Raw genomic sequence first — 17,372 nt, 5'->3', positions numbered from 1 at the left:
GAGGCTATAATGATCAATTTTTTGAATTTAAAAGAACTTAACAGTAAATATGAATCTGAATTGCAAGAGGCTTGCTCACGTGTAATTCAATCCGGTTGGTATATAATGGGAGAGGAACTGAGTAATTTTGAGTCAGAATTCACAACTTATGTTGGCTCAAAATATTGTTTAGGCGTTGCCAACGGCCTGGACGCACTCACCCTTTCTCTAAAAGCCTGGATATTGATGGGAAAGCTTAGTGAAGGAGATGAAGTAATCGTTCAGGCGAATACATATATCGCATCTATACTTGCTATTACCGCAAATAATCTTGTTCCCGTTCTTGTTGAACCGTCAGACACAAGTTTCAACCTTTCAGTAGATAATATTAAAAAGGCTATTTCACCAAAGACTAAAGCTATCCTTCCAGTGCATCTATATGGGCAATTAAGTCCTATGGATGAGATCATGAATATCGCTCAAGAGCATGGGCTATTGGTACTTGAGGACTGCGCTCAGTCACATGGAGCTTCGGTTTCTGGCCGAAATGCTGGTAATTGGGGGCATGCTGCAGGTTTTAGTTTTTACCCAGGCAAGAATTTAGGCGCTTTGGGTGATGCTGGCGCAATAACTACAAACGATAGCGAGTTTTTTGATGTTGTTAAAGCATTGCGTAATTATGGTTCTCATAAGAAATATCAGAATATTTATGAGGGCGTGAACAGTCGTCTGGATGAGATTCAGGCAGCAATGCTAAGAGTTAAATTGCGACATTTGAATGATGAAACATTTGCTCGGCAAAAAATCTCTAAAATATACCGTACGTCTATTGTGAATCCTTATATTACTCTCCCTGAAATTTCGGCAGGTAACGAAAGTAGTCACGTTTGGCATTTGTTTGTTATACGTGCTAATAATAGGACCAAGCTCCAGGAGTACTTGAGTCACCATAATATTCAGACGCTTATACATTATCCAATTCCACCTCATAAACAACAAGCATATTCTTCATGGAATAATCTAAGTTTACCAATAACAGAAGCTATGCATAGAGAAGTTTTATCGATACCTTTAGATTCAACACTTAGTGATGATAATGTAAAGTATATCGTTGAAACATTAAATGGTTATACTGAATGAAGAAGTTGTTGGGCATAACGGTTATGTCCGGTGTAATGACATTAGTTAAAATTGGGATCGGATTTATTATAGCGAAATTAATTGCTGTATATACTGGTCCTTCAGGAATGGCATTACTGGGGCAATTGCAGAGTTTGGTGACAGGGGTGAATGGAATAGCAAACGCTCCTACAGCTACGGGTATAGTAAAATATACTGCTGAAAATCGAGAAAGTTATGAGAAGTGCTCGCCATGGTGGCGAGCTTCAACTTATTATATCTTTTTAATAACATTGTGTTTTACTCCATTTCTTATATTGTTTTCTAGTGATATTGCAAGTTGGATCTTCCATGATGCGCAATATCAATGGCTTGTCATTATTACTATCTTAACATTACCAATAACTTCTTTTGGTACCGCGATTACTTCAGTTCTTAATGGGTTGCAAAACTTTAGATTTTATATCCTAACCGGGGTTCTTTCAGCACTAATATCTGGGGTGCTTATCTCGATTATGATTGTGCTCTGGGGAATTAAGGGGGCTCTTGTTGCTGCTTCAATGCAGTATGTATTTATAGGGTTGATTGCATTTGCTATTAACTCAAGACAGGCATGGATGAAAGTTTCATATTGGGTAGGGCGTACAGATTCTCGAGCCAATAGAAATATTCTTGAATTTGTTTTGATGACTGCCGTCAGTTCTGTAGTTATTCCTATAGCATTGATCTTTATAAGAAACTCTCTTGTACAGCACGCAGGGTGGGATTCAGCAGGGCAATGGCAAGCCGTATGGAAAATCTCTGAAGTATATTTGGGGGTTCTCACTATGGCTTTGTCCGTTTATTACCTACCAAAGCTAGCGTCATTGAGCAGTGCGGCGGAAATAAAAAAAGAAATAAACTCGGTTGTCTTATTTGTTCTTCCTGTAATAATATTGGCTGCACTAAGCATATATCTACTTCGGGATTATGTAATTAATCTTCTTTTTACTTCGGAGTTTAGGTCTGCAAGAGATTTATTTGCTATACAGTTGGTAGGTGATGTTATCAAGGTTATCAGTTGGTTATACGCATATCCAATGTTAGCTAAGAAGGCTACTAAATATTTCATAGGCACTGAGATCTTCTTCGGTTTTACATGGGTGCTATTAAGTATTTTCTTTATAAATAAGCACGGAGTTTCCGGAGCGAATATAGCCTATGCTGTAAATTATTTCTTTTACTTTCTTTTTGTTTTCTTCAACTTAAAGCGAGTGGTTTCGCTTAAGTAAATATTATTAGATAAGTTATTCTGGAGTTATCGTGATATCAATCGTTATTTTGTCATACAATCATGAAAAATATATTGCTGAGACTTTGGAGTCAGTTTATCAGTTAAATATTCCAAAGGAAGTAATTGTAATTGATGATTGTTCCAAAGATTCTTCTTTAGATGTCATTAGAAATATTGTGACTAAACATGATGCAAGTATGTATACAAAAATAATTGCAAAAGAGACAAATCGTGGTTTAGTTGACTCACTCAACTCAGGATTAGAAATGGCTAATTCTGAGTTTGTTTATTTCATAGCATCAGATGACCTCGTTGACTCGGAAGGCTTTAATCTACTATATGATGAACTCTGCGATCATGATAGCGCGCAATTTGCCATGGGGAATGCCTGGGTATATTACACGGGGCATAAACCAACAGATGTTGTTTATAAAAAACAACATGATATTTTTTTCTCTAGCGACGATGATTCATTGCGGAAAACAATATTTACTAATTTTCCTAAACCTTTATTATTGCAAGGGACGATTTTTAGAACTCAAGCGTTAAAGGACGTTGGTGGATGGGATAAGACCTTAGTATGGGACGATTATCCTATGTTTGTAAAATTATTTCAGTCGTTCTCATTTTCAAAAAAAGAATTCCTTTTCCGGAATGATTTAATAGTCTCTAAATATCGACAGCATGACTCAAATGCTTACAAAAATTTTTCAAAACAGCTAAATATGGTTGAGGAGGCTATCAAAAAATTAGCTCCTTCAGATTTGTATAATACAGCAATATCAAGGCAATATGCATTTTATTTACTTTTAGCAGTAAAATCTGGTGATTATAAAACTGCAAAATATATAGTGCGAAAAATTTTTCGCCAAAAAATATTACTTTCTACTATGTTTTATGTTAATGCTGAAATTATACAATGGATTCATAGGAAACGAAAATGAGAGATTATGTTTTCTTTGAATTCTTGTTTGGTAATTATATTGAGTATATAACATATGCTTTGTTGATATGTATGTTGCTTTTCTTATTATCTAATAGAAAAGTAAAAAATATCATGGATCCATTCCATTTCTTTTATGCATTTACTTATGGGACTGGGTATGCCATTATTTTAATATTGTATATTCATGGTTACGTGGATATTTATTATTTTAGTTATCTGCTTTTAAGTGGCTCTGTTTTTTTTATTATGTTTTACTGTTCTTCAAGCACGACAGTGAAATATAAAAACTCTCTTTTTAACAGACTCAGTATTTCCGTCATGGAACAGGAAGCGTTTCTAATTAAATTTCTTTCAATTGTTTACCTGGTGTTATTTGTTTTTTATTTGTCACAAATTTCGGTTGCTATGTTTTTCACCTCTCGCTTTGAAGCGAATAGAGGTCTTGGTATTATCGTTCGCTTAATGGATGCACTCCGTGTTATTTTGGCTGGTTGGTATTTCTATTATTATCTCCGCTCTCATAAAAAAAGATATTTTATTTATGCTCTATTTATTTCAATTGTCGGAGCGCTTATTTCAGGTGCTAAGTTTGCCTTCTTAGAACAAATATATGTGCTTTGTGTTGTTGGGTTTATTACGACAAGAAAAACTTTTAGATTCAACTTAAAATCTCTCTTCCTGATGCTTATAATTGCCATACTTTTTCTAATCTTTTCCTTATATTTCATATCAAAATTATCAGTTATGATAGGGTATACATCTTCACAGTATATACCAGGTGCGCCAGTTGCCATTGAACTTCTTTTATTGCGCATACTCGCTAATGGAGATGCTTACTACCTTTCCTTGACTGAGCATGTTATAGATAAAATTATTATTGAACATCCTTGGCTTCAGTTGTTATCTAATACATTTGGTAACTCTGTAATGGCTAAGATTTTTAATGTCGACTTTTCAAATTTAGACGTAGGACGGCAGATTTGGTTATATTGGTACCCTAACGATCCAGTGATGCGTGGCCCAACTAATCATTTCGATTTAGCTGGGTACGCTTATTTTGGTTATATTGGTGGGGTGATTTTCTCAGCAGTAATTGGTTATGTTATTGGTATTATTAATAGCTGGAAGTTGAAGTGTGATAACTCATCTGCCTTAATTGTTGCCTTTGTATCAGCTTTATATTGTCGTTCCCTTCCTATAATTTACAATCCTTCAGTTGGGATTGCATATATGATAGATATTTACGCTATTTTATTTGTGTCACTTGTTTTAATCACTCTTTTCAAAGGTGCCAAAAAAAATGCTTACCGGCATAGTAATCGTAACCTATAATTCGAATGTAGATCGTTTAAAATTAATTTTAAATTCATTGGTTGAGGACGGTATAAAATATTTCGTGTCAGATAACTCAACCAGTATAGATAAAAAAGAAGCAATTCATCAGCTTTGTTCTGACTGTGATGCTCAGTTTATCGATATGAAAGGAAATGTTGGGATAGCAAAAGCACAAAATGCAGGTATTCAGTCTGCTATCGATTTTGGATGCGACGATTTACTTCTTCTGGATGACGATAGTCTCCCAGCAAGTAATATGTTAGTCGAATTAATAAAAACGAGATCTTTATATTTTGACATATATGGCAAGCTACCCGTTATTTGCGCTGATGCGATCGCAGAAGATGGTAGGTGCTTATCTCAAGTTGGAAAAAAACTGCTTGAACTTGAAGATGTTTACGTATATCGAGATATCATTAGTTCTGGAACACTGGTAAGCAAAGAAATTTTTGAAGTTGTTGGGCTGCATGAAGAACGACTTTTTATTGACTGCGTTGACTATGAATGGGGTTGGCGTGCTGCAAATCTGGGTGTTGACATCATTCTTTGTAAACAAGCTGTTTTGAATCATAGGCTTGGCAGCGGCAGGGTTAAAGCAATTAATGCTGGATATGGTTCTCCGGTACGACATTATTATCAGTACCGTAATATTTTATATATGATGGGGCGAAACTATGTGCCATCAACATGGAAGCTATCGCAATTAATCAAATTAATTGTCAAGCCAGTAGTTATAGTTATATTTTTTGATAAAAAAAACCTCAGGCTAAAATATGCGCTAAAAGGTTTTTTAGATTTTATTAAAAAAAGATATGGCTCTATCGATTACCACAAGTAGTGATTTTAGAATCTTTGTTTTTTTATACATGCTTTGATTATTATTGTTGAATTATGAGAGGATGAGATGTTTATCCACGAACTTAGCGATGTTAAAAGCAAAAACATAGGAAAGAATACCCGTGTTTGGCAATATTCCGTTATCTTACAAGGTGCCAGAATTGGCGATGATTGTAATATCTGCGCGCACACTTTAATTGAAAGTGATGTCGTTCTTGGAGATAGAGTTACTATAAAGTCGGGGGTTTATTTATGGGATGGGCTCAGGATTGAGGATGATGTGTTTATCGGTCCTTGCGTTTCATTCGCAAACGATCTTTATCCCAAATCTAAAGTGTACCCTGATTCTTTTTTAACTACAATAATAAAGAAGGGTGCTTCTATTGGTGCAAATGCTACTATCCTTCCCGGGATAACTTTAGGTGAAAATTGCCTGGTAGGTGCAGGGAGTGTAGTCACTAAAGACGTACCTCAAAACGCAATAGTTGTAGGAAATCCTGCCAAAATACTTCGGTATAATGATTAAATTTTAATGAGTTGGATACTCTGCAACCGATAATTGTTATAATTTGTTCAAAAATCTTATAAAGCAATATCTGCTATTCATCTCATGTATTCCTGAGTTAACATCAATAATACATTCCAAGCCGCGCATAAGCCGCGGTGACCACACCTGACAGGAGTATGTAATGTCCAAGCAACAGATCGGCGTTGTCGGTATGGCTGTGATGGGGCGCAACCTGGCGCTCAACATCGAAAGCCGTGGTTATACCGTCTCCGTTTTCAACCGCTCCCGTGATAAGACCGAAGAAGTGATTGCCGAGAACCCAGGCAAGAAACTGGTTCCTTTCTATACGGTGAAAGAGTTCGTTGAGTCTCTGGAAACGCCTCGTCGTATCCTGTTAATGGTGAAAGCGGGCGCAGGTACCGATGCAGCTATCGACTCCCTGAAACCTTACCTCGAAAAAGGTGACATCATCATTGATGGCGGTAATACCTTCTTCCAGGACACCATCCGTCGTAACCGTGAGCTGTCTGCTGAAGGATTCAACTTCATCGGTACCGGTGTTTCCGGTGGTGAAGAGGGCGCTCTGAAAGGCCCATCTATCATGCCTGGCGGCCAGAAAGATGCATACGAACTGGTTGCACCTATCCTGACCAAAATCGCAGCCGTGGCAGAAGATGGTGAGCCTTGCGTAACCTATATCGGTGCGGACGGTGCAGGTCACTATGTGAAGATGGTTCACAACGGTATCGAATACGGCGATATGCAGCTGATTGCTGAAGCGTATTCCCTGCTGAAAGGTGGCCTGAATCTCTCCAATGAAGAGCTGGCTGAAACCTTCACCGAGTGGAACAAAGGCGAGCTGAACAGCTATCTGATCGACATCACCAAAGATATCTTCACTAAAAAAGATGAAGAGGGTAAATACCTGGTAGATGTGATTCTGGATGAAGCTGCGAACAAAGGCACCGGCAAATGGACCAGCCAGAGCTCTCTGGACTTGGGCGAGCCACTGTCTCTGATCACCGAATCTGTCTTCGCGCGTTACATCTCTTCTCTGAAAGAGCAGCGCGTTGCGGCATCCAAAGTGCTGTCTGGCCCTCAGGCCAAACCTGCTGGGGATAAAGCTGAATTTGTTGAGAAAGTGCGTCGCGCACTGTACTTGGGTAAAATCGTTTCTTACGCGCAGGGCTTCTCTCAGCTGCGTGCTGCGTCAGACGAGAACAACTGGGATCTGAACTACGGTGAAATCGCGAAGATCTTCCGCGCGGGTTGCATCATTCGTGCGCAGTTCCTGCAGAAAATCACCGATGCCTATGCAGAAAACGCCGGTATCGCCAACCTGCTGCTGGCACCGTACTTCAAGAAAATTGCGGACGAATACCAGCAGGCGCTGCGTGACGTGGTTGCCTACGCTGTCCAGAACGGTATCCCGGTTCCGACCTTCTCTGCTGCAGTAGCCTACTACGACAGCTACCGTGCTGCGGTTCTGCCTGCTAACCTGATTCAGGCACAGCGCGACTACTTCGGTGCGCATACTTATAAACGCACCGATAAAGAAGGTGTGTTCCATACCGAATGGATGGAGTGAGTTAGTTAGCTAACTCACTGTAATTTCAACCCGGAGCCTGTCTCCGGGTTTTTTTATGCAAAAAATGCCGCGTGTTACTCGAAGTAGTCTGAATCTCATCCCACTCGTCGCGATTACTCCTGGTTTGCCTTGACAGTATTGTTTGCCAGGAGGTACAAAGCCCAACAGTTATGTTTATCGCGATGGTCTGGCGGCCATCAGTACAGTTAACTCACAGAAGTCATTAGCGAATGAAAATAACAATCTCCGGAACAGGCTATGTCGGTCTTTCTAACGGCATTTTGATTGCTCAGAATCATGAAGTGGTTGCGCTGGATATCGTGCAGGCCAAAGTGGATATGCTCAATCAGAAGCAATCGCCGATTGTCGACAAAGAGATCCAGGACTATCTCAGCAATAAACCGCTGAATTTCCGCGCCACGACAGATAAAGAAGATGCATACCGCGATGCGGATTACGTCATCATTGCGACGCCTACTGACTACGATCCAAAAACTAACTACTTCAACACCTCAACCGTAGAGGCAGTGATCAAAGATGTTATCGCGATCAACCCCCGTGCGGTGATGGTTATCAAGTCAACTATCCCTGTCGGCTTCACCAAATCCATCAAAGAGAAGTTTGGTATTGATAATATCTTCTTCTCGCCGGAATTCCTGCGCGAGGGCAGAGCGCTTTACGATAACCTCCATCCTTCGCGTATCGTCATTGGCGAACGTTCTGAGCGCGCTGAACGTTTTGCTGCACTGCTGCAGGAAGGGGCACTGAAGAAAGATATTCAGGTGCTGTTTACTGATTCCACCGAAGCTGAGGCGATTAAACTCTTCGCGAACACTTATCTGGCAATGCGAGTGGCTTATTTCAATGAACTCGACAGCTATGCAGAGAGTCTTGGACTGAATACCCGTCAGATTATTGAAGGGGTATGTCTTGACCCGCGCATCGGCAACCACTACAACAACCCGTCATTTGGCTACGGCGGTTACTGTCTGCCTAAAGACACCAAACAGCTGCTGGCAAACTATCAGGCGGTACCAAACAACCTGATTTCGGCGATTGTTGATGCTAACCGTACCCGTAAAGATTTCATCTCTGATTCCATTCTGGCGCGCCAGCCGAAAGTCGTCGGTGTATACCGTTTGATCATGAAGAGTGGCTCCGATAACTTCCGCGCCTCTTCAATCCAGGGGATCATGAAGCGCATCAAGGCGAAAGGGGTTGAGGTTGTTATTTATGAACCGGCCATGCAGGAAGATCAGTTCTTCAATTCCCGCGTGATTCGCGATCTGGATGCCTTCAAGAAAGAAGCGGATGTCATCATCTCTAACCGCATGGCGGAAGAACTGGCTGACGTGGCGGATAAAGTGTATACCCGCGATCTGTTCGGTAGCGACTGATTCTCTGTTTTATTCCGTAAAAAACCCGGCTGATTTGCCGGGTTTTTTTATTTTCAGACTTTGTAGAAATCGCGGTACCAGTCGACGAAGTTCTTCACCCCATCTTTAACGGAGGTTTGCGGTTTAAATCCTATCGCGTCATAAAGTGGCTGGGTATCGGCACTGGTTTCCAGTACATCTCCCGGCTGCAGCGGCATCATGTTTTTCTCTGCTTTCTTTCCGAGTGCTTCTTCCAGAGCGGTGATGTAGTCCATCAGTTCAACAGGCGCGCTGTTACCGATGTTATAAACACGGTATGGTGCTGAACTGGATGCCGGAGAGCCTGTTTCAACGGTCCAGTTTGTGTCCGGCTGAGGAATAACGTCCTGCAGGCGAAGAATGGCTTCAGAGATATCATCGATGTAAGTGAAGTCACGCTTCATCTTACCGTAGTTATAGACATCAATACTTTTGCCTTCAATCATCGCCTTCGTGAACTTAAACAACGCCATGTCCGGACGCCCCCACGGACCATACACGGTGAAGAAACGCAGTCCAGTGGTTGGCAGGTTGTAGAGATGCGAATAGGTATGCGACATCAGCTCATTGGCTTTTTTGGTCGCGGCATATAGTGAAACTGGGTGATCCACTGAATCCTCAGTGGAGAATGGCATCTTACGGTTCAGTCCATATACAGAACTGGAGGAGGCATAAAGCAGATGCTGAACCTTATTATGGCGGCAGCCTTCAAGCACGTTGAGATGACCAATAAGGTTAGCATCCGCATACACATGTGGGTTTTCCAGGGAGTAGCGTACGCCTGCCTGTGCGGCCAGATGAATCACGCGATCAAACTTCTCGCTGGCGAAAAGCGCTGCCATGCCTTCCCGGTCGGCCAACTCCAGCTTGTGAAAGCTGAAGCTCTCAGATTTTAACAGTTCCAGGCGCGCCAGCTTCAGGTTGACATCATAGTAATCATTCAGATTATCAATACCGACAACCTGATGACCGGCCTCGAGGAGGCGTTTACTGACATTAGCACCGATAAAACCCGCTGCACCCGTTACCAAAAATTTCATAGCTTCCCTCATAACCCCATATTCTTACAGATGCCATAGCGCATCACATGACGTCTATGATAGCGCGAAGGGGGTAAGTTACATAACCCATCTTTCCGATATCACTCATCGGATTCTTATAGAAAAATCCCCAGCAATAGATACACTATGCAAACATAATTATGTTTGCCCTTTTTAATCTGTTAGGGATTGTATGACACAAAACGACAATCGCCAGGTCAGCCAAAGCAATGACCCTGAGCAAATTGATTTACTTGATTTAGTGCTGCAACTGTGGCGTGGCAAGTCGATGATAGCAATATTTGTTGTTGTTTTTATCGCCCTGGCTATTGGATATCTCTCTGTCGCGAAGGAAAAGTGGACCTCAAGTGCGATTATTGCGCAACCTGATGTAGCTCAAATTGCGACCTATTCCAACGCATTGAATATCCTTTATGGTAGCGCTGCGCCATCGATGCTTGATGTTCAAACTCGTGCTATTGGTCGTTTCAATTCTTCCTTCTCTGCATTAGCACAGGCACTTGAAAATCAGGAAGAACCTGAAAAACTGACAATTGAGCCTGCTGTAAAAGGTGAAGCATTACCATTAAGTGTTTCCTATGTCAGTACATCTGCTGAAGCTGCTCAAAAACAACTGGCTCAGTACATCCAGCAGGTTGATGAGCAAACGGCTAAAGAACTTGCCGTTGACCTTAAGGACAATATCAAAGAGCAGATCAAGACCCTGAACGATTCCCTGCAAAACCAGGAGAAGGTTGCTCAGGAGCAGAAAGATCTGCGCATCAAACAGATTACTGAGGCGCTGAAGAACGCTGAAGCAGCAAAAATCACCTCACCGCAGATTCAGCAAACCCAGGATGTGACGCAGGAAACGATGTTCCTGTTGGGAAGCGAGGGACTCAAGTCGATGATTGAAAACGAAGCTTCTCGCCCACTGGTATTTTCTGCTGCATATTATCAGACCAGGCAAAACTTGCTGGATATTCAAAACCTGAACGTAAACCCGGACACCATCCACGTCTATCGTTATGTCATGAAGCCGGACCTTCCTGTCCGTCGTGACAGCCCGAAAAAAGCCGTGATTCTGGTTCTTGCCGTGCTGCTGGGCGGAATGGTTGGTTCCGGAGTCGTGCTGGGGCGCAACGCATTGCGCAATTACAAACCAAAAGCCTGATGAATTGATAAAAAAAACCGGGGAAATTCCCCGGTTTTTTTATTTATGCCGTTTACGAAGATTCTCTATCACCGCCGTCAAGTCCAGCTCCTGATCCTGCAGCAGCACCAGCAGGTGATACATCAAATCAGACGCTTCATTGGTCAGTTCCTCGCGGTCATGCACGGTCGCGGCCAGAGCCGTTTCAACGCCTTCTTCACCGACTTTTTGTGCGATACGCTTAGTTCCGCTTGCATACAGCTTCGCGGTATAGGAACTCTCCGGGTCCGCTGTTTTTCGTTCAGCCAGCAGTTGTTCCAGTTGATACAGGAACAGCCACTGGTGGCTCGCCTCACCGAAGCAGCTGCTGGTGCCCTTATGGCAGGTTGGTCCGATTGGGTTTGCCAGTACCAGCAGGGTATCGTTATCGCAGTCAGGCGCTATGCTGACCACGTTCAGGAAATGACCTGAGGTTTCCCCTTTGGTCCACAGACGCTGTTTGGTGCGCGAGAAAAACGTGACTTTGCCGCTGTCGAGCGTTTTAGCCAGCGCGTCCTGGTTCATATACCCCAGCATCAGTACTTCGCCCGAAACGGCATGCTGAACCACCACCGGCAGTAGTCCGCCCGTTTTTTCCCAGTCCAGCTGTGCCTGTTGTTGCTCTGTTAACATACCCTGATCTCCACGCCCTGGCCGGCCAGGAACGTTTTTAACTCACCAATATTAATAATCTGTTTGTGGAACACGGACGCGGCCAGCGCGCCGTCCACGTTTGCATCGCGGAAGGCTTCCAGGAAGTGTTCCATGGTGCCCGCGCCGCCGGAGGCGATCAGCGGGACGTGGCAAACCGCACGCACTTTTTTCAGCTGTTCGAGGTCATAGCCGTTACGCACGCCGTCCTGGTTCATCATGTTGAGGACAATCTCGCCCGCGCCACGCTTCTGCACTTCTTGCACCCAGTCGAGGGTTTCCCATTGGGTCACACGGGTTCGACTTTCATCGCCGGTATACTGATTAACGTGATATTTGCCCGTTGCGTCGTCATACCAGGTGTCGATCCCAACGACAATGCACTGCACGCCAAAGCGATCGGCCAGGCGAGTAATCAGCTCCGGGTCTGCCAGGGCAGGGGAGTTGATGGAAATCTTGTCGGCACCAAACGAGAGAATTTTGGCCGCGTCTTCAGCTGATTTAATCCCACCCGCTACGCAGAATGGAATATCAATCACTTCTGCTACGCGCGCTACCCAGCTTTTATCGACCACTCGGCCATCGCTGGAGGCGGTGATATCGTAAAACACCAGCTCGTCAGCCCCTTCATCAGCATAGCGTTTTGCCAGCGGGACGATATCGCCAATGATCTCGTGGTTGCGGAACTGCACGCCTTTCACCACCTGGCCGTCGCGTACGTCCAGGCAAGGGATTATCCGTTTTGCCAGCATTGAATCGCCTCCGTCACAGTAAATTTTCCTTCCAGCAGGGCGCGTCCAACGATCACGCCCTGCACGCCCGTTCCGCGCAGTGCGGCGATATCTTTCAGATCGCCAATTCCACCCGAAGACTGGAAAGCCACCTGCGGAAAACGTGCACAGACCTCGTCATACAGCGAGACGTTAGAGCCGGCCAGCGTGCCATCGCGAGAGATATCGGTGCACAGCACGTGCTTCAGGCCAACGGGTTGATAAATAACAACCAGCTCTTCCAGCGTCACGCCGGAGTTTTCCTGCCAGCCGCTGACCGCAACCTGTTTATTACCCTGTTCATCAATACGCACGTCCAGCGCCAGTACCAGCGCATCCGCGCCGAAACGGCGGAACCAGCCTTTGACCATTTCGGGGTCTTTTACGGCGGTAGAGCCAACGACAACGCGCGCCACACCTGCTTCAAGCAGAGCCGCAACGTCCTCTTCAGTGCGCACGCCACCACCTACCTGGACGGGGACATTCACGCCAGCGACCAGCTTTTTGAGTAGCGGGATCTGGCGTTTCGCCGGGTCTTTCGCGCCCGTGAGATCCACCAGGTGCAGCACTTCTGCACCCTGCGCCGCGTAATCCTGCAGACGTGGCAGCGGGTCGTCCCCGTAGTCACGCTGCTGCCCGTAATCGCCCTGATGAAGACGAACAACCGTGCCGTCAATTAAATCTAAAGCGGGAATAATCATCACATCTCCAGGAAGTTTTTCAGCAGCTGCGCGCCTGCGGCGCCAGAGCGTTCCGGGTGAAACTGCACGCCGAAGAAGTTATCTTTCTGCACCGCTGCGGTAAACGCTTCACCATAATTGCACTGAGCGATGGTGTACGGATTTACCGGCATGGCGTAGCTGTGCACGAAGTAAAAATATGCGCCGTCTTCAATGCCGCGAAACAGCCTGTCGCCCGCTTTGGCGTACACGCGGTTCCAGCCCATATGCGGCAGAGGCAGGCCGTGGTCGGTCATTTTCGGCACGTCTTCTTCAATAATGCCCAGCAGGTCGACGCCGTTGCTCTCTTCACTGCGGCGGCCCAGGATCTGCATACCCAGGCAAATGCCCAGCACCGGCTGGGTACAGGCTTTGATCAGGTCGACCAACTCGCGTTCGCGAATCTGATCCATCGCGGCCTGCGCGGTTCCCACGCCCGGTAAAAAGAGTTTGTCGGCGCGCAGCACCACGTCCGGGTCACGGCTCACCACCGGCTCATAGCCGTGGCGCGCAATCGCCGATTTTACGGAGTTCAGGTTGGCGCATCCGGTATCCAGAATCACCACATTCATTACAGCACTCCTTTCGATGAAGGCAGGGCGTCACCTTCCACGCGGATCGCCTGGCGAAGGGTACGGCCAAAAGCTTTGAACAGACTCTCCACGCGGTGGTGGTCGTTTTTGCCCTTGGTCTTAAGGTGCAACGTCAGGCCCATGGTGTAGGACAATGAACGGAAGAAGTGCTCAACCATTTCAGTGCTGAGATCGCCCACGCGCTGGTAGTTGAAATCGGCTTTATATTCCAGGTGCGGACGTCCGGAGATATCCATAGCGCAGCGCGCCAGGCACTCGTCCATCGGCAGGACAAAGCCAAAACGGTTGATGCCGCGTTTATCGCCGAGCGCCAGCTTCAGGGCTTCACCCAGCGCCAGGCCGGTATCTTCCACGGTGTGGTGATCGTCAATGTAAAGGTCGCCTTTTACGGTAATTTCCATGCGGAAACCGCCGTGGGTGGCAATCTGATCCAGCATATGGTCGAAGAAACCGACACCGGTGTGGATCTTGCTGCCACCTTCGCGATCCAGCCAGACCTTCACGTCAATCTGCGTCTCTTTGGTGTTACGTTCAACGTGGGAATAGCGGTCACGTTTGGTTAGCTGCTCACCAATTTTCGCCCAGTTCAGACCGTTACGATCGTAGCGCAGCCCCGCAATACCCATGTTTTCCGCCAGCGTAATATCGGTGATGCGATCGCCGATGACATAGCTGTTGGTTTTATCCAGCACATCTTCCGTCAGATAGCGCTCCACCAGTTTTACTTTCGGCTTACGGCAGTCGCACTCATCGGCCGGCATGTGTGGGCAAATCAGCACTTCATCAAAGACCACGCCCTGAGAGGTCAGCACCTGCATCATCAGATTATGCGGGCCGTCAAAGTCCGCCTGCGGGAAGCTGTCGGTACCCAGACCGTCCTGATTAGTGATCATCACCAGCTTATACCCGGCGTTTTGCAGCTTAAGCAGTACGGGGATCACGTCCGGTTCAAAAGCCAGCTTGTCGAAACGATCGACCTGAAAATCGGCTGGTGGCTCCGAAATAAGGGTGCCGTCACGATCGATAAAAAGGATCTTCTGGGTCATACTTTCTCCGCTTTCAGGGCGTCAATCACGCGCTGGCTCTCTGCGCGGGTGCCTACGGTAATGCGCAGGCACCCGCTCAGGGAAGGTTGTTTATTCTGGTCTCGTAAGATAATGCCCTGATCCCATAAAGATTTAAATACGGCACTGGATGCAGTGAAACGCACCAGGATGTAGTTGGTTTCCGAATCGAACACCTGCTCCACGCATGGGATATCCTTCAGGGCGGTCACCAGATACTGACGTTCCTCCAGGATTTGCGCCACACGATCGCGCATCGCGTTGATCCCCTGTGGGGTCAGCGCCTGTGCTGCAATATCGGCAACCGGCGTGGAGAGCGGGTACGGGGCGATCACTTTCAACAGCAGGTCGATGACCTCTTTATTGGCCAGCGTGAATCCACAACGTAGACCGGCGAGGGCGAAGGCTTTCGACAACGTACGCAGCACGACCAGGTGCGGATATTCTTCCAGCCAGCCTGTCAGCGTCGCCTGCGGGCAGAACTCGATGTAGGCTTCGTCAGCGACCACCAGGGCTTTGCCGCGCGTCATCTCCAGCAGGGTACGGATATCCTGCGGGTTGATAATCTGCCCGGTCGGGTTGTTTGGGCTGCAGACAAACACCACCTTTACACCATCGAGATTATCGGCAATGCCCTGCAGGTCCAGCTGCCAGTTCTCCAGCGAGAGGACGTTGCGACACGCCACTCCGAAGGTTTCCGCGCTGACGCTATACATGCCGTAGGTAGGCTGGCAGTACATCACCGCATCTTTGCCCGGTTCGCAGAAGGCGCGGATCAGCAGTTCAATACCTTCGTCTGCTCCACGGCTGACCAGCACCTGCTCCGGCTTCACTCCCGCATACTGCGCGTAGTTTTCGATAACGGCCTTTGGCTGACACTCCGGATAGCGGTTCAGGGTTTGCTGAGACAGCTCAAACTGGACCGCTGTCGGGAATTCGTTAGCGTTCAGCCAGACATCACCTTTACCACCTAAACGACGTGCAGACTGATACGGAGTCAGTTGACGGACATTTTCACGGGCTAATTCTTCAATGTTCATGCTTGCTCCTTCAGGGCTGCAACGCGCAGCGTAACGGCATTTTTGTGGGCGGTCAGGCGTTCCGCGGCTGCCAGCGTTTCAATGGTGGATGCCAGCGAGGCAAATCCTTCACGGGACAGTTCCTGCACGGTCATGCGTTTCTGGAAATCCGCCAGGCCGAGGCTTGAACAGGTTGAGGTATAACCATACGTCGGCAGAACGTGGTTGGTGCCGGACGCGTAATCGCCAGCGGATTCAGGTGACCAGTCACCCAGGAAAACCGAACCTGCGCTGGTGATGCTGTCGACCAGGTCGCGTGCATTTCGGGTCTGAATAATCAGGTGCTCCGGGCCGTACTGGTTAGAGATGGCAATGCACTGCGCCAGATCGCGCGCCACAATCAGACGGCTGGCGGCTAACGCCTGACGTGCCGTTTCGGCGCGGGGCAGGTCAGCAAGCTGGCGCTCGACGGCTTCGCCGACGCGCGTTGCCATATCGGCATCCGGCGTCAACAGAATGACCTGCGAGTCAGGGCCGTGTTCCGCCTGAGAAAGCAGGTCGGACGCGACGAAGTCCGGCGTGGCACCGCTGTCGGCAATGACCAACACTTCAGACGGACCGGCAGGCATGTCAATTGCCGCACCGTCCAGACGCTGGCTGACCTGGCGCTTGGCTTCGGTGACGAAGGCGTTGCCCGGGCCAAAAATTTTGTCGACCTTTGGAATGGATTCGGTGCCAAACGCGAGGGCAGAAATCGCCTGTGCGCCACCCACTTTATAGACCGCCTGTACGCCGCACAGCTTTGCTGCGTAGAGGATCTCATCGGCAATCGGTGGCGGAGAGCAGAGCACCACTTTCTGACAACCCGCGATACGCGCCGGGGTAGCCAGCATCAATACGGTGGAGAACAGTGGAGCCGAACCGCCAGGGATATACAGCCCAACGGACGCTACCGGGCGGGTCACCTGCTGGCAACGCACGCCAGGCAGGGTTTCAACATCCACAATTTGCAGCTTTTGCGCGGTGTGGAAGGTCTCGATGTTTTTCACCGCGACGGCCATCGCCTGCTTGATGTCATCACCCAGACGATTACTGGCATCAATGATTTCCTGTTCGGTAACCTTCAGCGCATCCACTTCAGTCTTGTCGAATTTGGCACTGTATTCACGCAGCGCGTCATCGCCACGAGCTTTGACGTTATTGAGGATCTCTGCCACGGTACGAGAGATACTTTCTGAGGCGGAAATCGCCGGGCGCATCAGCAGCTCGCGCTGTTGCGCGTCGCTACAATTATTCCAGTCGATGATTGTGTTAAAACCCATGG

General features: G+C 46.9%; 17 protein-coding genes. 9 read left to right on the top strand and 8 right to left on the bottom strand.

The window, feature by feature from the left end; translation table 11 throughout:
• Positions 1–9: 9 nt before the first annotated feature.
• From AAHF05_RS14410 to ugd, 8 genes are all read left to right on the top strand, one after another.
• Positions 10–1,119 carry a DegT/DnrJ/EryC1/StrS aminotransferase family protein gene (locus tag AAHF05_RS14410; RefSeq protein ID WP_129325191.1) on the top strand — a complete coding sequence of 370 codons (1,110 nt, stop codon included), beginning with the start codon at positions 10–12 and terminating at the stop codon, positions 1,117–1,119.
• A complete protein-coding gene (locus AAHF05_RS14405) occupies positions 1,116–2,369 on the top strand; it encodes an O-antigen translocase (RefSeq protein WP_332615879.1) in 1,254 nt (417 codons plus the stop codon). The genes AAHF05_RS14410 and AAHF05_RS14405 overlap by 4 nt, the downstream gene beginning before the upstream one ends.
• Positions 2,370–2,400: 31 nt before the next feature.
• Complete coding sequence (locus tag AAHF05_RS14400; RefSeq protein ID WP_332615882.1) at positions 2,401–3,315, top strand: glycosyltransferase family A protein; 915 nt, start codon at positions 2,401–2,403, stop codon at positions 3,313–3,315.
• Positions 3,312–4,649 carry a hypothetical protein gene (locus AAHF05_RS14395; RefSeq protein ID WP_332615885.1) on the top strand — a complete coding sequence of 446 codons (1,338 nt, stop codon included), beginning with the start codon at positions 3,312–3,314 and terminating at the stop codon, positions 4,647–4,649. Before AAHF05_RS14400 ends, AAHF05_RS14395 begins: the two co-directional genes overlap by 4 nt.
• Positions 4,618–5,490, top strand: a complete 873-nt coding sequence (locus AAHF05_RS14390; RefSeq protein ID WP_129325229.1) for a glycosyltransferase — start codon at positions 4,618–4,620, stop codon at positions 5,488–5,490. Before AAHF05_RS14395 ends, AAHF05_RS14390 begins: the two co-directional genes overlap by 32 nt.
• Positions 5,491–5,556: 66 nt before the next feature.
• Positions 5,557–6,015 carry an acyltransferase gene (locus AAHF05_RS14385; protein WP_129325230.1) on the top strand — a complete coding sequence of 153 codons (459 nt, stop codon included), beginning with the start codon at positions 5,557–5,559 and terminating at the stop codon, positions 6,013–6,015.
• Positions 6,016–6,178: 163 nt separating this feature from the next.
• Positions 6,179–7,585 (top strand): NADP-dependent phosphogluconate dehydrogenase, encoded by a 1,407-nt coding sequence (gene gndA / locus AAHF05_RS14380; protein WP_024908082.1) that lies wholly within the window; start codon positions 6,179–6,181, stop codon positions 7,583–7,585.
• A gap of 230 nt (positions 7,586–7,815) precedes the next feature.
• Positions 7,816–8,982: a UDP-glucose 6-dehydrogenase gene (gene ugd, locus AAHF05_RS14375; protein WP_128348755.1), complete on the top strand. Its 1,167-nt coding sequence runs from the start codon at positions 7,816–7,818 to the stop codon at positions 8,980–8,982.
• A gap of 53 nt (positions 8,983–9,035) precedes the next feature.
• On the opposite strand, the gene AAHF05_RS14370 is transcribed toward ugd, so the two are convergent.
• Entirely contained in the window at positions 9,036–10,040 is a 1,005-nt protein-coding gene (locus AAHF05_RS14370; RefSeq protein ID WP_049008302.1) for an NAD-dependent epimerase, read from the bottom strand.
• A gap of 193 nt (positions 10,041–10,233) precedes the next feature.
• Here AAHF05_RS14370 and wzzB point away from each other — a divergent pair, with 193 nt between their 5' ends.
• On the top strand, positions 10,234–11,214 hold the full coding sequence (gene wzzB / locus AAHF05_RS14365; protein ID WP_129325231.1) for an LPS O-antigen chain length determinant protein WzzB: 981 nt from the start codon (positions 10,234–10,236) through the stop codon (positions 11,212–11,214).
• 39 nt (positions 11,215–11,253) lie between these two features.
• Here wzzB and hisIE read toward each other — a convergent pair whose 3' ends face one another.
• Genes hisIE through hisD form a run of 7 tightly spaced genes read right to left on the bottom strand, consistent with a single transcriptional unit; the run spans position 11,254 to position 17,370 of the window.
• Positions 11,254–11,865 (bottom strand): bifunctional phosphoribosyl-AMP cyclohydrolase/phosphoribosyl-ATP diphosphatase HisIE, encoded by a 612-nt coding sequence (gene hisIE / locus AAHF05_RS14360; protein ID WP_129325232.1) that lies wholly within the window; start codon positions 11,863–11,865, stop codon positions 11,254–11,256.
• The gene (gene hisF / locus AAHF05_RS14355) at positions 11,859–12,635 is read right to left on the bottom strand and encodes an imidazole glycerol phosphate synthase subunit HisF (RefSeq protein ID WP_129325233.1); all 777 of its coding nucleotides are present in this window, start codon (positions 12,633–12,635) and stop codon (positions 11,859–11,861) included. The genes hisIE and hisF overlap by 7 nt, the downstream gene beginning before the upstream one ends.
• On the bottom strand, positions 12,617–13,354 hold the full coding sequence (hisA, locus tag AAHF05_RS14350) for a 1-(5-phosphoribosyl)-5-[(5-phosphoribosylamino)methylideneamino]imidazole-4-carboxamide isomerase (protein WP_129325234.1): 738 nt from the start codon (positions 13,352–13,354) through the stop codon (positions 12,617–12,619). The genes hisF and hisA overlap by 19 nt, the downstream gene beginning before the upstream one ends.
• On the bottom strand, positions 13,354–13,944 hold the full coding sequence (gene hisH / locus AAHF05_RS14345) for an imidazole glycerol phosphate synthase subunit HisH (protein WP_028018504.1): 591 nt from the start codon (positions 13,942–13,944) through the stop codon (positions 13,354–13,356). The genes hisA and hisH overlap by 1 nt, the downstream gene beginning before the upstream one ends.
• Complete coding sequence (gene hisB, locus AAHF05_RS14340; protein ID WP_128348762.1) at positions 13,944–15,011, bottom strand: bifunctional histidinol-phosphatase/imidazoleglycerol-phosphate dehydratase HisB; 1,068 nt, start codon at positions 15,009–15,011, stop codon at positions 13,944–13,946. Before hisB ends, hisH begins: the two co-directional genes overlap by 1 nt.
• Positions 15,008–16,069, bottom strand: a complete 1,062-nt coding sequence (gene hisC / locus AAHF05_RS14335; protein WP_129325235.1) for a histidinol-phosphate transaminase — start codon at positions 16,067–16,069, stop codon at positions 15,008–15,010. Before hisC ends, hisB begins: the two co-directional genes overlap by 4 nt.
• Positions 16,066–17,370 carry a histidinol dehydrogenase gene (gene hisD, locus AAHF05_RS14330; RefSeq protein ID WP_129325236.1) on the bottom strand — a complete coding sequence of 435 codons (1,305 nt, stop codon included), beginning with the start codon at positions 17,368–17,370 and terminating at the stop codon, positions 16,066–16,068. The genes hisC and hisD overlap by 4 nt, the downstream gene beginning before the upstream one ends.
• Positions 17,371–17,372: the final 2 nt, after the last annotated feature.

This window comes from Enterobacter adelaidei (assembly GCF_041937165.1).
GTDB classification, from domain to species: domain Bacteria; phylum Pseudomonadota; class Gammaproteobacteria; order Enterobacterales; family Enterobacteriaceae; genus Enterobacter; species Enterobacter adelaidei.
Note: the sequence above shows the minus strand (reverse complement) of the source record. Positions and strands in the feature narration are given on the sequence as shown.